Below are 16,517 nucleotides of genomic sequence, written 5' to 3'. Positions count from 1 at the left end.
AAATGTCAGGAACGCCGCATGCGAATACGGCGTTTTTCATATGCGGATATCGTGGCTCCCGCCGGCAGCCTTGCGCCGCTCTTCCTGCGGTGCCGTGGAAGGAACAATCGGCCCGGCAACAACGCAATTGCGTCCCGAGGCCTTGGCCGCATAGAGCGCCAGGTCGGCGCGCTTTACCAGATCATCGAAATTGCGATTGCTTACGGCATTTGTGCGCCCCGCGCAGCCGAAGCTTGCCGTAACCCGCAGGCGCTCGCCGCCGGGCAGTTCGATGTCGGCAGCTTCGATCGCCAACCGGACACGTTCCGCGACGATGGCCGCATCCTCGGGTGTCGAGTCCGGGAGCAGCGCCATGAACTCTTCGCCGCCATGGCGCACCAATAGATCGAAGGAGCGGAAGCTCTCCCTTGCGACGCCGGCCACATGCTTCAGCACGACATCACCCGCGTCATGGCCATGCACGTCGTTGATTTTCTTGAAGTGATCGAGGTCGAACAGCACGACGGAAATCCAGCGTGAACCAGCCTGCATCAGAAGCGCTAAAGCAGCAGCCTCGAAACCGCGCCGGTTATAAAGGCCTGTCAGAAGATCGGTCTGGGCGGCATTGCGCAGTTCGTTGACGAGCAGTTCACGTTCTTCGGTAACGCGGGCGACGAGACGGATACCGCGAACCGCAAGCGCTGCAATAAGGGCGACGAGCAGCACCAGCCCGGCTGACAGAGCAAGCACGATCGTCATGTGGATATGAGAGCGCATCGACAGCCTCTGCCCAGTCACGTGAATGTCATCGGTGACGGACGCGATCTTCTGCCGCAGATAATCCAGCCGTTCGTTCTGGATGCCGATCCATTTGTCCCGGATCGCCTTGTCCGGCCGCAGCACCCCGGAAACCATTGCCTGGGTGAAAGTATCGGCCCAGACTTCATCGGGCTGCGCCCTATAGTCGAGAATCTCCTGGATGACAGGCGAAGAAGAATGAAAGCGCAGGCGATCCATACCGTTGCCGAGCATCATTTCGCCTTGAACGAGCTGCTCGTGCGACATGGCAGAAAAATCGGTCCGGTCGAGATAACGCTGGCCAAGACTGCCGATCAGCCGCTCGCCGTAATAGGTGAGAAGGATGCTCATCAGCTCGCTGGATTTGCGCATCAACACGGGATCATGGATCCTCGACGAAAGCGACTCGACAAGTCCAAGCTGCTTTAATCCAGCCTGCCCATAGATATGAACGGGGTTGCCGCCTTTGCCGTAATAGCCGCGATCGACTGCCGATCGTGCCGCAACGATACGACTATAAGCGAGACGGAGATTGGAAAGCTGCGACTGCAGACCGACATCCATTGCTCCAGCGGCTGGAAGACTTGCGTTGAAACGCGCGAGTTCGCTATCGAGTGAGTTTCGCCTTTCGATCATCGACGCCCTGGTGATCTCATCGCGATCGTTGATATAGGCTCGCGTTGCGACGAGTTCCGCTAGGATCTCATTGGCCGCAATCGATCCTCCGCGAGCAAGAACATCGGCAAAGAGATGGTCATTTTCGAGCGCGTGGTATTGCATGAGCGAGGAGCGGATCAACACGACGCCTTCGACAATCATGAAGACGAAGGGCAGCAGAATGGCGGCGAGCACGGCCCTTCTGATATTCTTGAATTTCACCGCTTCGAAATTCATGTTTAATCCACGTCCAGCTGCTCCTCGTAGGCGAGCTTAGTGGAATATCTTAAAAAACCGATAAAGCGGTCTATCCCTAGATTTCGGGACGGACGAAATCGAGTGTCTCAGAATCCATCACCCAGAGTTCGCCGGTCGAAATGTCGAACCAGGCACCATGAAGCTCCAGCTTGCCCTCTTCCTCGAGCGTCTTGATTTCAGGGAAAGATCTGAGATTGTTGATTGAATTGCGAATGGACACCCGCTCCAGCGCAGTCTGTCGTTCGCCTGGCGTCATGATGTCGTTGCTGCCGATCTGCTCGGCGGCAGGGCGCACGAGCGACATCCAGCGGCCGATGAAATCGCCGGGCGACAATGGCTCTGCATCGGGGTCGAGTGCCGCGCGGATACCGCCGCAGCGGCCGTGGCCCATGACGACGATATTCTTGACCTTCAACGCCTGCACGGCAAATTCAAGCGCTGCCGAGGTGGAGTGGAAATGGCCGTCTGGCTCATAAGGCGGCACCAGGTTGGCGACGTTACGGATGACGAAGAGTTCACCTGGCCCGGCATCGAAGATCAGTTCGGGCGCCGCGCGGGAGTCGGAACAGGCAATCATGAGCGTTGTCGGACTTTGCCCATTTTCCGCAAGTTGCCGATACCTGTCGCGGGCATCGGCATAGCGCCCACTCATGAAGTTGCGATAACCGTCCAGGAGGGAGTTGGGAAATCTCGTCATGCTCTTGGATTAGCGCGCGAGCGAGCCAAGATCAACTGCTGCGCTGCAAAAGCATCAGCCCTATTTTTTCCGCCGTTGCGCAGGGTGGAAGAGATGACGCATCTGCACCATCGCCATGGGCGTCAAGAGGCTGGAGGCATCGCTTGCCAGCATCAGTTCGTTACTGCCGCGCTTGACGGCGCGCGCCAGCACTTCGAACACGCTGGCGGTCGCCAGCTGCAGCGCCTTCTCATCCTCCATCCCCGAGAGCAGACGAGAGAGGAAAAGAGCGGCCAGCAGATCTCCGAGGCCGTTGGGCGCGTTCTCGACGACACGATGTTCTGCAAGCAGAGCATGCTTACCGGAGAGATAGAGATTGCCCGTGCCGCCCGCCATCATCGGCACCGCCGATGTGACCAGCATGCGCGAGGGACCGAGCGAAAGGGCGGCCTCCATGACCGCGTTGTTGTCATCGAGGGCGGCGCCCGACAGCCAGGCAAGTTCGTATCGGTTGGGCGTGGCGAGCGAAGCAAGTGGTATCAGGTGATCACGGATCGCCTCGGCTGTAGCTTCGGGCACGTAGAGGCCACCGAGATCGCCCATGACCGGATCGCAGACATAGAGCAGTTCCGGATTCCTCTCGCGCAACGACGCAACGAGCTTCGCGACGGAACGGGCTTGGGCCGCGTTTCCGAAATAGCCCGACAGGACGGCCTTGACCTCGCCGATCCACGGCGCGCGGATGAGATCATCGATCGCGGCTTCGAAATCAGCCTCGGCGAAAGTAAGCCGTGTCGAACGGCCATGGCCTGGATGCCAGGGCAACACGATCGTCGGTAGCGCCCAAACCTGGTGGCCGAGCGTTTCCAGCGCGAAGACCGCGGCACGGTTTCCGACCGACCCGCGCACGACATGGCTGGAGATGACGATGACTGCGCCCGCTGCGTTTTCCGACATGGCATCCGGTTCCGAATTTCGACTGCCGTTGATGATCTTTTTGACGAGGCGCTGTCAACCATTCTTCATGCGAGCGTGGAAATGTGCGGCGGGACGGAAAAGCCGGATAAAGTGATTTTACCGTCCGTCGGCATGAAACGACCCAAAAACTTTCGAAATCTCTCGTAAGCATAGCCAAAAAAGCACGAAAACGACTTTTCGAGGCCCTCTTTTAGAGATTCTTTCGAAGAACCTTCTGCTAACTTGCCCACATCAAAACAATCGGGGGGATGATCCATGGCCGCCAGAAACAATCCGAAACGGGAAAAGCAGATCGAGAGCGCGCGCAAGATCGCAGCCGCGACCGGTGAGCCGCATCTCGATCCCGAAATCCTCTTCGGCCGCGCAAGCGGCGACGATCTCGAACTCTACACGCCGGAAATGCTTGCGCTTTCCGCCGTACACTCGGCAGCCGAAATCGCCGCCTGGAGCGGCAAGACACCGCGTGTCAGCATCGACACGGTCGCCGATGTCACCCCCGATGGCATCGCAGTCTCCATCCTTTCGGTGACGGATCACAACAAGCCCTTCCTGTACGAATCCGTCATGGGCGAGGTGACCAGCACTTATCGCGACATCTGCATGGCAGTTCATCCGATCCTGATCCTGGAGGACGGCAAGGCCCCGGAACTCTATTCCGCTGATGTAGCGAGCGACCCGGCTAAGCGCGTTAGCCACATCCAGCTTCACGTTTCGCCGCTCAGCCCCTCCCAGGCCGCCGACCTGATCAAGCGGATCAAGGCAGTGCTCGAGCAGGTGGAACTTGCCGTTTCCGATTGGAAGCCAATGCTCGCCCGCGTCGATGAGGTCATTTCAGAGCTCTCGAACTACAGCGCCAGCCGCAAGAAGGTCGACCGCGACGAAGCGATCGCCTTCCTGACCTGGCTGCGCGACGAGAACTTCACTTTCCTCGGTATGCGCGACTACGTTTATTCCGGCAAAGGCCCGGATGCGAATGTCGAACGCGACAAGGGAACGGGTCTCGGCATTCTCTCCAATCCCGAAGTTCTCGTGCTGCGCACCGGCAAGGACGCCGTGACGACCACGCCGGAAATCCTCGCATTCCTCGACGGTCCAGACTTCCTGATCGTCACCAAGGCCAATGTGAAATCCATAGTCCATCGCCGCGCCTATATGGACTATGTCGGCGTCAAGCGCTTCGACTCCCAGGGGAATGTGACAGGCGAGTTGCGCATTGTCGGCCTCTTCACCTCGACTGCCTACACCTCCTCGGCATCTGAAATTCCGCTGCTGCGCTCCAAGATCGAGAAGGTGAAGGAGCATTTCGGCTTCGACCCGATGAGCCATTCCGGCCGCATGCTCGACAATACACTGGAATCCTACCCCCGCGATGATCTCTTCCAGATCGATACCCCGCTGCTTGCGACCTTCGCCGAGCAGATCAACGATCTCGCCGACCGCCCGCGCGTACGCGTGCTGCCGCGCATCGACCATTTCGACCGCTTCGTCTCCGTCATCGTCTTCGTGCCGCGAGAGGAATATGACTCGATCGTGCGAGAGCGCATCGGCACTTATCTGAAGACTGTCTATGATGGCCGCGTTTCCGCCTACTATCCGGCCTTTCCAGAAGGCGGTGTCGCACGCGTTCACTTCATCATCGGCCGCTCGGGTGGCAAGACGCCGCGCATCCATCAGGCCAAGCTCGAGGAGACGATCCGCCAGATCACCGCGCGCTGGGACAGCCGTTTCGAGATGCTCGCCGGCCCCAAGGCGCCGAAGCTCGGCGTCAGCAACGCCTTCCAGGAAGCCTTCACGCCGGATGAAGCGGTCGGCGATCTGCCCGACATCACCGCATGCGCCGCCGGCGAGCCGATCCGCATCGAATTCTACTATCGCCAGGACGACGAACGCGGCCGCATCCTGTCGCTGAAGATCTTCCATAGCGGAGAGCAGCTGCCGCTGTCGCGCCGCGTGCCTCTCCTCGAAAACCTCGGCTTCAACGTCCTGAGCGAACGTACCTTCGATATCGAAGTTCCGGCCGCCGACGGCGCGATCAACATCGTCGTGCTGCACGACATGGAACTCGAGGCCCGCAGCGGTGCGGACATTGACCTCGCACGTTTTGGCGCACCGCTCGAAGAAGCCTTCGTCGCAGCCTTCAGCGACACGATCGACAATGACAGCTTCAACGGGCTGATCCTGTCAGCTGGCCTCTCGGCTCGCGAGGCGAATGTGCTGCGCGCCTATGCGCGCTACCTGCGCCAGGCCGGCATCGCCTACTCGCAGGATTATATCGCAACCACCCTCGACAAATACCCTGCGATCGCCGCTTCGATCTTCCGCTTGTTCCACGACACGCTCGACACAAAGCTGTCGGAAAAGGCACGTATCAAGAAGCTCGCCGAACTGCATCAGGCAATCGAAGCCGAGCTTGCCGACGTGCCGAGCCTGGATGACGACCGTATCCTACGCCGCTATGTCAATATCGTCGATGCAACGCTGCGCACCAATTATTTCCAGCGCAATGCCGATGGAACACCGAAAGCGATGCTCGCCTTCAAGCTTGACCCGCACTTGGTGGATGGCCTGCCGGAACCCAGGCCCTTCCGTGAAATCTTCGTCTATGGCGTCGAAGTCGAAGGCGTACATCTGCGCTTCGGCCGCGTCGCCCGTGGCGGCCTGCGCTGGTCGGACCGCGCCGAGGACTACCGCACCGAAGTTCTGGGCCTCGTCAAGGCGCAGCAGGTCAAGAACGCCGTGATCGTGCCCGTCGGCGCCAAAGGTGGTTTCTATCCCAAGAAACTCCCGGTCGGCGGCAGCCGCGAAGAACTCTTCAACGCAGGTCGTGAAGCCTACAAAACCTATATCCGCACGCTGCTTTCCATCACCGACAACATCTCCGGCGCCGATATCATCCCGCCTGACAATACGGTGCGCCTGGATGGCGATGACCCCTATTTCGTCGTCGCCGCGGACAAGGGCACGGCAACCTTCTCCGACACCGCCAATGCGCTTGCTCAGGAAGCAGGTTTCTGGCTGGACGACGCCTTCGCTTCCGGCGGCTCCGCCGGCTACGACCACAAGAAGATGGGCATCACCGCGCGCGGCGCCTGGGAAACCGTAAAGCGCCACTTCCGCGAGATGGATATCGACATCCAGACAACGCCCTTTACGGTGGCCGGCGTGGGTGACATGTCGGGCGACGTTTTCGGCAATGGTATGCTGCTCTCGCCGAAGATCCGGCTGGTCGCCGCTTTCGATCACCGCGATATCGTCATCGACCCCGATCCCGATATGGAAAAAACCCTCGCCGAGCGCCAGCGCCTGTTCAACCTGCCGCGCTCGAGCTGGCAGGACTTCGAAAAGTCCGTGCTCTCGAAAGGTGCGATGATCATTTCGCGCTCGGCAAAGTCGGTTACGCTGACGCCGGAGGCCGTGGCCGCGATCGGCATCGACAAGGCTGTCGCCACGCCCTTCGAAATCATGACCGCGATCCTGAAAAGCCCCGTCGACCTGCTCTGGTTCGGTGGCATCGGGACTTATGTAAAGGCGGCATCCGAGACCGATACCGACGTCGGCGATCGCGCCAACGATCCGATCCGCATTACGGCCGACGAAGTGCGCGCCAAGGTGATCGGGGAGGGCGCCAATCTCGGCGTCACGCAGAAAGGCCGAATTGCCTACGGCCTGAAGGGCGGACGCAGCAATTCCGACGCCATCGACAACTCGGCCGGCGTCAATACTTCCGACGTCGAAGTCAATATCAAGATCGCGCTGGCGAACGCTATGCACGAACAGCGGCTCAGCCGCACCAAACGTGACCAGCTTCTCGGCAGCATGACCGATGAGGTGGCTGCGCTCGTACTGCGCAACAACTACCTCCAGTCCCTGGCAATCTCGCTGACAGCCCGCAAGGGAACGGCAAACGGCCTTGAACTCGGCCGCTTCATGAGCGTCCTGGAGGCGTCGGGACAGCTGAACCGCAAGGTCGAAACGCTTCCCGACGACGCCTCGCTGTCCGAGCGCTACACTGCCGGCCGGCCACTGGCACGCCCCGAGATCGGTGTGTTGCTCTCCTATGCCAAGATCGTACTCTTCGATGCGCTGATCGCCAGCGAACTGCCTGACGATCCCTATTTCGTCGACACGCTCTTCCATTACTTCCCGGCGAAGATGCAGAAATCCAACGCATCCGATATCGACAGCCACCGGCTGAAGCGGGAAATCGTCGCGACGGTGCTCGCAAACGAGGCGATCAACCGCGGCGGGCCGGGCTTTGCCGTCAGCATGATGGATGCAACCGCTGCATCTGCTCCGGAAGTCGTGCGCGCCGCCATCGTTGCCCGCGACGGCTTCGATCTCAACCGGCTTTGGGCCGAAACGGATGCCCTGGACAACAAGGTTTCCGGCCAGATCCAGAACCGCATCTATGAAGAGATCGGCAACAGCTTCACGGTGCTGACGCGCCTGCTGCTAAAGACCGGCATGACCAAGGGCGACATGGCCGAGATCATTAGCCGGCTTCGGGCGACGCTGAAGAAACTTAAGCCTTCCTTCGCCGATCAGGCCGCAGCTGACGTCGCCGCGCGCCAGGAGGAGTACCAACAGGCCGGTCTGCCGGAAAAACTGGCGGCCGAAATCGCGGCTCTGCCCACCTTCGCTCTGGTACCGGAGATCATGCAGATCGCCGCTCGCACCGGCGAGGCGCTGCCGCGCGCAGCCGAAAACTACTTTGCTGTCACCCAGACTTTCCGTGTCGGCCGGCTGCTGGCTGCGGGCAACCGCATCATCACCTCCGACCACTATGAAAACCTCGCTCTTGCCCGCAGTATCGACCAGATCGCCAGCGCCCGTCGCGATATCGTGATCTCCGCGCTTTCCGATCACGGCAAGGAAAAGCAGCCAGTCCAGGCCTGGCATGCGCAGGACAGGGTGCGCATCAACCGCATCGTCGAGGAGCTTGCAAGCCTCAGCGATGGAGCCGATCCGAACCTCGCCCGCATCACTGTTGCCGCAGGCATCCTCACCGATCTTGCGCGCGACCGGGCGAGATGAGACAGTCCGCCCCAAAAAGGAGCGGACGTTTGAATCGCATAGACTGGACAGGAACGCAGCCGCCGAAAGCCACGGAGAAGGGCATATGGGGCTGGATGCTCTTTGATTGGGCAGCCCAGCCCTTCTTCACCGTAGTAACGACTTTCATTTTTGGCCCCTACTTCGTCTCGCGGCTGACGTCCGATCCGGTCGCCGCGCAGACGATGTGGAGCAACATGGCGACGATCTCCTCTGTTATTATCGCCATCCTCTCCCCCATACTGGGCTCCATTGCCGACCAGTCCGGTGCGCGCAAACCCTGGATCGCCTTCTTCGCGGTCATCAAGATCGTCAGCCTCTGCTGCCTCTGGTTTGCTGCTCCGGGCTCGCCGATCATCTATCCCGTCATCTTCATGATCCTCGCCTCGATTTCGGCAGAGTTCTCGATCGTCTTCAACGATTCCATGATGCCGCGCCTCGTCAGCAAGGACGACGTTGGCAGGCTTTCCAACACCGCCTGGGGTCTCGGCTATCTTGGCGGCATGATCGTGCTGATCGCCGTCGTGGCTCTGCTGGCCGGCAGCCCGGAAAGCGGCAAGACCATTCTGGGTCTCGATCCGCTTTTCGGTCTCGATCCTCATACGGGCGAGGACGCGCGCGTCACCGGCCCGATCTCGGCTGTCTGGTATCTGATCTTCATCCTGCCGATGTTTTTCTTCACGCCGGATGCCCGCAAAGGCCTGCCTTTCGGCTTTGCGGTGCGCTTCGGTCTCAAGGAATTGCGCAATACGCTCGGCGAACTCAGGACGCGTCGCGGTATCCTGACCTTCCTCATCGCCCGCATGATCTATCAGGACGGCGTCAACGGCCTGCTGATCCTCGGTGGCGCCTTCGCGGCAGGCATGTTTGGCTGGGCAACGATCGAGATCGGCATTTACGGGATCATCCTCAACATCGTGGCAATCCTTGGCTGCCTGATCGCCGGACGAGTAGACAGGGGGATAGGCTCCAAGGTGACCGTTATCATCAGCCTGACCATGCTGTTGCTGGCCACGATCGGTATTATTTCCACCGGCCCGGGCTACACTTTCTTCGGGCTGATGCCGCTTTCGACTGCCGACAGCGGCGGGCTTTTCGGCACGATGGCGGAAAAGGCCTATATCCTCTATGGCTTGTTGATCGGCCTTGCCTTTGGCCCGGTGCAGGCCTCATCGCGCTCCTATCTGGCGCGCAGCGTCAGTCTCGAAGAGGCCGGCCGCTATTTCGGCATCTATGCTCTATCCGGCCGCGCCACGAGTTTCATGGCGACGCTCCTGTTTTCGATCGTGACCTATTTGACCGGATCGGCGCATCTCGGCATGTCGACGCTGATCCTGTTCCTCGCCGGAGGTCTGGTGCTTCTGATCCGCACTCCCTATCCGGCGGACCGCGCCTGAGAACTCCCCGGCCGCAAAGCCGGGGATCTGTCCGTTATCTGCTCAGTGGCGGAAGTGACGCATGCCGGTAAAGACCATCGCGACATTATGTTCGTTTGCCGCATCGATGACTTCCTGGTCGCGCATCGAGCCGCCCGGCTGGATCACGGCGGTGGCGCCGGCAGCAATCATCGACAGCAGGCCATCTGCGAAGGGCAGGAATGCCTCCGAGGCGACTGCCGAACCATGCGTCATCGGAACGGCAAGTCCGAGCGTCTTGGCCGCTTCCTCGGCCTTCAGCGCCGCAATGCGTGCTGAATCGACACGGCTCATCTGGCCGGCACCGATACCTGCGGTCTGGCCGTCCTTGGCGTAGACGACAGCATTCGACTTCACGTGCTTGCCGACCTTGAAGGCAAACTTCATGTCCTCAAGCTCCTGAGCCGTCGGCGCACGCCTGGTAACGACCTTCAGTTCCAGATCCTCGACCATGCCGTTGTCGCGGCTCTGGACGAGCAGGCCTCCCGAAACGGTCTTGGCGGTAATGCCGGCCGCACGCGCATCCGGCAGACCGCCAGCTGAGAGCAGACGCAGGTTCGGCTTGCGGGCGACGATTGCCTTGGCTTCCTCGGTGACGTCAGGTGCAATGATGACCTCGGTGAAGAGCTGGATAATCTCTTCGGCCGTCGCTGCATCGAGTGTCTGGTTCAGCGCGATAATACCGCCGAAGGCCGAGACGGAATCGCAGGCAAGCGCCCGCTTGTAGGCTTCGAGAAGCGTCGAACCGGTCGCGACGCCGCAGGGATTGGCGTGCTTGATGATGGCGCAGGACGGCGACTTCTCCGGCAGGAACTCGGCCACGAGCTCATAGGCCGCATCGGTATCATTGATATTGTTATAGGAAAGCTGCTTGCCCTGCAGCAGGACGGCAGTCGAAACGCCCGGGCGCTTTTCGCCCGTCACGTAGAAGGCGGCCTTCTGGTGCGGGTTTTCACCGTAGCGCATCTCTTCCTTCAGTACGCCGCCAATGGTGCGGTGACGCGGCGTATCGATCGAAAGCGCTTCGGCAAACCAGTTGGAAATCGCGGCGTCATAGGCGGCAGTGCGGGCGTAGGCTTTGGCCGCCATGCGCTGACGGAAGGCATAGACCGTCTTGCCGGCATCGGCCGACAGTTGCTCGGTCAGCTCGGAATAGTCCGCCGGGTCGGTGATGACGGTGACATAGGCATGGTTCTTGGCAGAAGCGCGGATCATAGCCGGGCCGCCGATATCGATATTCTCCACCGTCGTCGGATAATCGCCACCGGCCGCACGCACATCCTCGAAGGGATAGAGGTTGACGACCAGCAGGTCGATGCCGTCGATCCCATGCGCCTTCATGGCTTCCTGGTGTTCGGCATCGTCACGGATCGCGAGCAGGCCGCCATGCACCTTCGGATGCAGGGTCTTCACCCGGCCATCCATGATTTCCGGAAACTGCGTCACTTCGGAAACATCGGTGACGGCAAGTCCTTCGGCCGCGATCGCCTTGTAGGTGCCACCGGTCGAAAGCAGGCGCACGCCACGCGCCGAAAGCGCGCGGGCAAGTTCGATAATACCGGTCTTGTCGAAGACAGAAAGCAGCGCAGTCTTGATCTCGACCTTGTCGGGGGCGGGGATTTTCTTGGAAATGACGGCCATGAACCTTCTCCGTTCGGGCTTCGCGGGAGACATCCGGGCGAGGGACGTTTTGATGAGGCCGCGTTAGCACAGCTTGGAGCCGGCGCAAACAGTCGCTAGCTCTTGCGTGACAAAAACCAGCGAATTTCGGGTTTTTCCGCCAGATCGAAATCCACCTCTATCTGGTCGGAGCTGCTGATGCCGGCACTGTCGGCGAAGAAAATATCCTCCGAAATCAGCACTTCATTGCCGGGAGAGGAAAACAGCCAGCTTTCGCCATCCGGGGCCGTCAGCAGCACCGATTCCGTATCATTCTGCCGCGGCACGATGGCGGGATGGATGTGGAAGCGGGCAACCGCGCGCAGCGGTCCTTCGCTGTGATACCGGTCGTCGGTCACGAAACGGTCCATACCGGTCACGATGGAGCCGGCCGCGTTCAGCGTCAGCTCTCGCTCATGAATGACACCAAAAGCATCGAGATAGCCGTCATGCCTGGCCTTGATGCCTTCGCGGCCATCCTCGGTTTCCACGCGCTCGGCAGCAACCGTTTCCACCGGCTCCGTCATCATGTGGGCCAGAAAAGCCGAGGGGGAGAACCGGCTGGAGGATGTATCGTTCAGGACCACGGTGGAATGAGCAGCGGTAGTGCGGGCCATCTGGACATAGCGCTGGCCTGCGAATTTGGGAGATCCTGAATTGACGATGAAGCGGTAACGGCCGGAGGACATTTCGAAGGAGAGACTGCCTGCATGAGCTGTTCTGAAGCAGCCGGGCGCTGGCGGTCCAGTATCGGCAATGATCACCGTCTTGCCGGCTGCAAGTCGCTGATAGCGCGAATGCGGCAATGCCTTGAAGGGCTGACCCGCCGTCTCGTCGTAGCGCAGTACGGACATCAACTCATCCGCCAGCGTGGATGTCGCACCGTTGAAGAGTGCCAGATCACCATCCTGATGGCGGAAGAAGCGCAGGGCAGGGTACATGCGGTCAATACCGGAGATCAGCTTCTGCGGCAGATCATGGCCGAGATTGACGTAAGTCTGCCGGAGAGGCAGCAGATCGAGCAGCAGCTCCAGCCCGATGCGTGGATTGCGGGAGATATGGCCGCCATCGGGGAGAATCTGGCTATCGAATTCGCGGTCGAGCGCCTGGGCTGCCCGCCGCACCGTCGAAGCACGCACGGGCATGGCAACGGACGCCGTTGCGAGGGCGATGCGCAGGCGGAAGCGGACTTCGCCAGTCGAATAGGGCGCCATGCGGCGCAGATAGCCGATGTGGAAGGCGAGCGACTTCATGAAGCGGCGATAGAAGCCGCGATCGGCGTTTTGCAGGACGACCGGAGAATGCGCCAGCCAGGCAATGACACGCTGCGAAACGACGTCGGTCTCCCAGGCGATGCCTTCGATCCGGCCTCCATGGATCGAGAGCCAACTATCGACGATGACACGGGCGACGGCCGAGCCGCGCTCGCTCTTGTTGGCGCGCATGTGCCGTAGCCAACCGAAACTGTGAAGCCTGACTGCGAACGCACGCGAGGGAAGGGTCAGCGTGAAGGGCGATTTCCCGTCGGTTTCCAGCATACGGCCGGCAAGCGGAAACCGGCCGTCCATGATCTCTTCGGCAACGTGGGAATCGATGCCCCTCAGATCCGTCGGAGCAACGATCAGGCGTTCCGGTACCGATATGGCATGGCGCGAGAAGCGCAAACGCAGAAGCGCGGCACGGCGCGTACCGCGCCGCCAAGCTTCCCGAACATATATGCTCGCAAGACGCCGACCGGACTGCATATCAATTGTCTATTGACCCTCGTGGTTAAGAATAGATGAATCAAAACCGATTTCATTAGCTACGATGTATTATTTTGTGATGAAATTAGAATATAATAGCAATCAGATGCGTCTGAGTACCGCAGCGTAGAAGCCATCAAGGCCCGACGCAAAGCCATCTGGCATATCCAGCATTGTAGGGAGCGTGCGAAACTCGCCTATCGGCGTAATAGCCTGCTCCATGCCGGGCCATTTTGCGGCGTCGATTGGCACTCGTTCCAGGTTCTTCATATCCTCAAGAACACGAGCCACAACCTCTTCGCCTTCCTGTGGATCGAGCGAGCAATTGGAAAAGACAAGAACGCCACCCGGGTTCAGCAAGGTAACTGCGTGGCGCAGAAGGCGCTCCTGCAGTGTCGCGAGCTTGGCGATATCTCCGGCACCCTTCGTCCAGAGCACGTCGGGATGCCGGCGGGTCGTGCCTGTCGACGAGCAGGGCGCGTCGAGAAGAATTGCGTCAAAACGCTCGGATGGTTCGAATTTCGTAAGATCCACCGCGATGGTTTCGGCTTCAAGACCAAGCCGCTCGAGATTGGAGCGCAAGCGCTTCAGCCTGTTTTCGGACTGGTCGATCGCCGTCACGCGGCCACCGGCAAGGATGAGCTGGGCGGTCTTGCCGCCTGGTGCGGCACAGAGGTCGGCAACGCGCTTGCCGGTGAGGTCACCGAAGAGCTTTGCAGGAATGCTGGCAGCCGCGTCCTGAACCCACCATTCCCCCTCTTCGAATCCGTCAAGCGAGGGAATGCTGCCTTCAAACGCGGAAAGCCGCACGCCGCCAGTGGGTATCACCGCGCCGTTCAGGCGCTTCGCCCAGCCTGCGGCATCGGATTTGACAGTAAGGTCGATGGCTGCCGGCTCAAGCTGGGATTCGGAAATGGCGAGTGCCCGTTCTTTTCCATAGGCTTTTGCCATCCGCTCGATGAACCACGTCGGCATTGGCGGAATGTCGGCGATCTCGCCAAGTATGCGCTCTTTCTCACGGCTAAGACGGCGCAGGATGGCGTTGACGAGCTTCGCGAAACGCCGATTGCGAGGATCCTGATTGGCTTGCTCGACGGCGAGGTCGACGGCGGAATGATCGGGAACGTCGAGATAGAGGATCTGCGCAGCACCGACGACAAGCACATGATGCAAAGCTCGGGCACCTTCCGGGAGCGGCGTTTCGAGCAGCGAGGCAATGGCGGCATCGATGCGCGGCAGATGCCTGAGCGTCGTGTTGAGGATGGCGCGGACCAGCGCGCGATCGCTTTCCCCAAGCGCCTTGTAGGCCGGATTTCCATGCTCATGATCCAGCGCCCCATCGAGCGGCAGTTTTTTATCTACGACGGCCGCAAGGATCTTGGCGGCAGCCGCACGCGTCTGCAGGCCGGGTTTCACCGGCGCCGGTGCTGAGCCTTCTGCAGCAGGCTTATGTTTGCGCGTTGGCTTCTTCTTGCCGTCTGAATTCAAGACCACGGACCCTTCGGCGGTTGCGAGTCATCGCGGCCGAAACCGGTATTGGGAACCGAGCGCGATTTGCGTGTCGGATTAGCAGCGCGAACCGGCGGCGTCGAGACGTCGAAACCTCCCCGTGCCATTTCCTGCAGGGCGGCAATACGATTTTCGGTGTTCGGATGGGTCGAAAACAGATTGTCCATGCGCTCGCCGGAAAGCGGATTGATGATGAACATGTGCGCGGTGGCTGGGTTGCGCTCCGCGTCATAGTTCGGCACATGTGCCGCACCGCGGGCGATCTTGCCGAGCGCCGAGGCCAACCACAATGGATTGCCGCAGATTTCAGCACCCCGCCTGTCTGCCGAATATTCGCGGGTACGGCTGATCGCCATCTGCACCAGCATGGCGGCAAGCGGTGCCACGATCATCGCGACGAGCACACCGATGAAGCCCAACGGATTGTTGTTGTTTTCACGATTGCCACCAAAGAAGAAGGCGAAATTGCCGAGCATCGAGATCGCGCCGGCAAGCGTGGCGGTGATCGTCATGGTGAGCGTATCGCGGTTCTGGACGTGGGCAAGCTCATGCGCCATCACGCCCGCAACCTCTTCTGGCGAGAGAGCGGCAAGCAGGCCGGTCGAGGCAGCGACGGCAGCATTCTCCGGATTGCGGCCGGTCGCAAAGGCATTCGGCTGAGGGCTGTCATAGAGATAGACCTTAGGCATCGGCAGGCCGGCATTGCGGGCGAGATCACGCACGATCCGGTAAAATTCCGGGGCGTTGCGCTCATCGACCTCCTGCGCCCGATAGGCCGACAGCACCATCCGGTCGGCATTCCAGTAGGAGAAGAAATTCATGCCGGCAGCGATGAGAAAGGCGATCATCATGCCGCCCCGGCCGCCGATCAAAAAGCCGACAAACATGAAAAGCGCCGTCATGAAGGCAAGCAACATGGCAGTACGCATGAGGTTCATCAGAGGTCTCCATCTCCAGATTGCGGCGTAATGCTTTAAATCCCGGCGCCGACGCACTATGATTTGGTTATTCGCCAGCCATTTTCAATATTCTCAGGCGGGAGTGCAGCATGCAGACGGCCGATAACGACAATGTGGAAATTCCGGTGCCTGAAGGTTCGGAGCCGCCGCGCAAGATGCTCTCTCCAGCTGCCAAGCGGGCGCTGGCCGAAGCTGAGGAACGCCGGAAGAACGCCAGGCCTGCCGAACTCCCGCCGGAGATCGGCGGACGCGGCGGAGCTGAGCCCTCCCGCTTCGGCGATTATGAAATCAATGGCCGCGCGATCGATTTTTAGGTAAATATTCCCATTGACTTTCCCGCATGATCGGAATTTATTCCTGTTATGCTCAAGCTGTTTTCAATTGTCCTGCTATTTTTTTCGTCTGTGCCGGCTTTTGCCGCACGCGACGAGATTGAAGGTCCCGTATCGGCGAAGATTATCCGGATCATTGACGGCGATACGCTGCTGGTTGCGGCAACACCCTGGCCGCAGCAAACCATGGAAGTCTATGTCCGCATTCGCGGTATAGATGCGCCCGAAATCCATTCGAAATGCGCTGAAGTCCGGAAAGCCGCTCTCGAGGCACGAGTAGCACTTGAACAAATGATATCAGGCGCCGCCACTATCCAGTTGAGAGAGATAGCCGGTGACAAATATTTCGGACGAATTCTCGCCAACGTCACCTTCGCGGACGGGCGCAATCCCGCACAGGATCTTCTTTCGGAAGGACTGGTCCGCGCCTATGACGGCGGCCGCAAGCCACAGGTTGTTTGTGCGGACGAATAGGGCCGCTCCCGATAGCGGAGCGGCCC

The 16,517-nt window shown here is 60.1% G+C and carries 11 protein-coding genes; 4 read left to right on the top strand and 7 right to left on the bottom strand.

Annotation, left to right across the window (positions count from 1 at the left end; genetic code table 11):
- Window positions 1-36: 36 nt before the first annotated feature.
- The 3 genes from FHX06_RS23845 to pdxY all read right to left on the bottom strand — a co-directional run bounded on the left by FHX06_RS23845 (window position 37) and on the right by pdxY (window position 3,325).
- Window positions 37-1,656: a GGDEF domain-containing protein gene (locus FHX06_RS23845; protein ID WP_183881294.1), complete on the bottom strand. Its 1,620-nt coding sequence runs from the start codon at window positions 1,654-1,656 to the stop codon at window positions 37-39.
- 91 nt (window positions 1,657-1,747) lie between these two features.
- Window positions 1,748-2,389, bottom strand: coding sequence for a carbonic anhydrase (locus FHX06_RS23840; protein WP_112544942.1), 642 nt, complete (start codon window positions 2,387-2,389; stop codon window positions 1,748-1,750).
- A 60-nt stretch (window positions 2,390-2,449) separates the two neighbouring features.
- Window positions 2,450-3,325, bottom strand: a complete 876-nt coding sequence (pdxY, locus tag FHX06_RS23835; RefSeq protein ID WP_113204259.1) for a pyridoxal kinase PdxY — start codon at window positions 3,323-3,325, stop codon at window positions 2,450-2,452.
- A gap of 276 nt (window positions 3,326-3,601) precedes the next feature.
- Here pdxY and FHX06_RS23830 point away from each other — a divergent pair, with 276 nt between their 5' ends.
- Window positions 3,602-8,380, top strand: coding sequence for an NAD-glutamate dehydrogenase (locus tag FHX06_RS23830; protein ID WP_183881126.1), 4,779 nt, complete (start codon window positions 3,602-3,604; stop codon window positions 8,378-8,380).
- Window positions 8,377-9,795, top strand: coding sequence for an MFS transporter (locus FHX06_RS23825; RefSeq protein ID WP_183881124.1), 1,419 nt, complete (start codon window positions 8,377-8,379; stop codon window positions 9,793-9,795). The genes FHX06_RS23830 and FHX06_RS23825 overlap by 4 nt, the downstream gene beginning before the upstream one ends.
- A gap of 42 nt (window positions 9,796-9,837) precedes the next feature.
- Here the strand turns inward: FHX06_RS23825 and purH are convergent, their stop codons facing one another.
- From purH to htpX, 4 genes are all read right to left on the bottom strand, one after another.
- Complete coding sequence (gene purH / locus FHX06_RS23820; RefSeq protein ID WP_183881122.1) at window positions 9,838-11,454, bottom strand: bifunctional phosphoribosylaminoimidazolecarboxamide formyltransferase/IMP cyclohydrolase; 1,617 nt, start codon at window positions 11,452-11,454, stop codon at window positions 9,838-9,840.
- A 95-nt stretch (window positions 11,455-11,549) separates the two neighbouring features.
- On the bottom strand, window positions 11,550-13,217 hold the full coding sequence (locus tag FHX06_RS23815) for a heparinase II/III family protein (protein WP_183881120.1): 1,668 nt from the start codon (window positions 13,215-13,217) through the stop codon (window positions 11,550-11,552).
- A 102-nt stretch (window positions 13,218-13,319) separates the two neighbouring features.
- Window positions 13,320-14,711 (bottom strand): RsmB/NOP family class I SAM-dependent RNA methyltransferase, encoded by a 1,392-nt coding sequence (locus FHX06_RS23810; RefSeq protein ID WP_183881118.1) that lies wholly within the window; start codon window positions 14,709-14,711, stop codon window positions 13,320-13,322.
- Complete coding sequence (htpX, locus tag FHX06_RS23805) at window positions 14,702-15,664, bottom strand: zinc metalloprotease HtpX (protein WP_113013447.1); 963 nt, start codon at window positions 15,662-15,664, stop codon at window positions 14,702-14,704. Before htpX ends, FHX06_RS23810 begins: the two co-directional genes overlap by 10 nt.
- A gap of 110 nt (window positions 15,665-15,774) precedes the next feature.
- Here htpX and FHX06_RS23800 point away from each other — a divergent pair, with 110 nt between their 5' ends.
- Together FHX06_RS23800 and FHX06_RS23795 are read left to right on the top strand one after the other, a co-directional pair.
- Complete coding sequence (locus tag FHX06_RS23800) at window positions 15,775-15,999, top strand: DUF1674 domain-containing protein (protein WP_183881116.1); 225 nt, start codon at window positions 15,775-15,777, stop codon at window positions 15,997-15,999.
- 48 nt (window positions 16,000-16,047) lie between these two features.
- Entirely contained in the window at window positions 16,048-16,491 is a 444-nt protein-coding gene (locus FHX06_RS23795; RefSeq protein ID WP_183881114.1) for a thermonuclease family protein, read from the top strand.
- Window positions 16,492-16,517 lie beyond the last annotated feature (26 nt).

This window comes from Rhizobium sp. BK512, from assembly GCF_014194915.1.
GTDB lineage: Bacteria > Pseudomonadota > Alphaproteobacteria > Rhizobiales > Rhizobiaceae > Rhizobium.
This window is presented reverse-complemented; position numbering and strand designations above follow the sequence as displayed.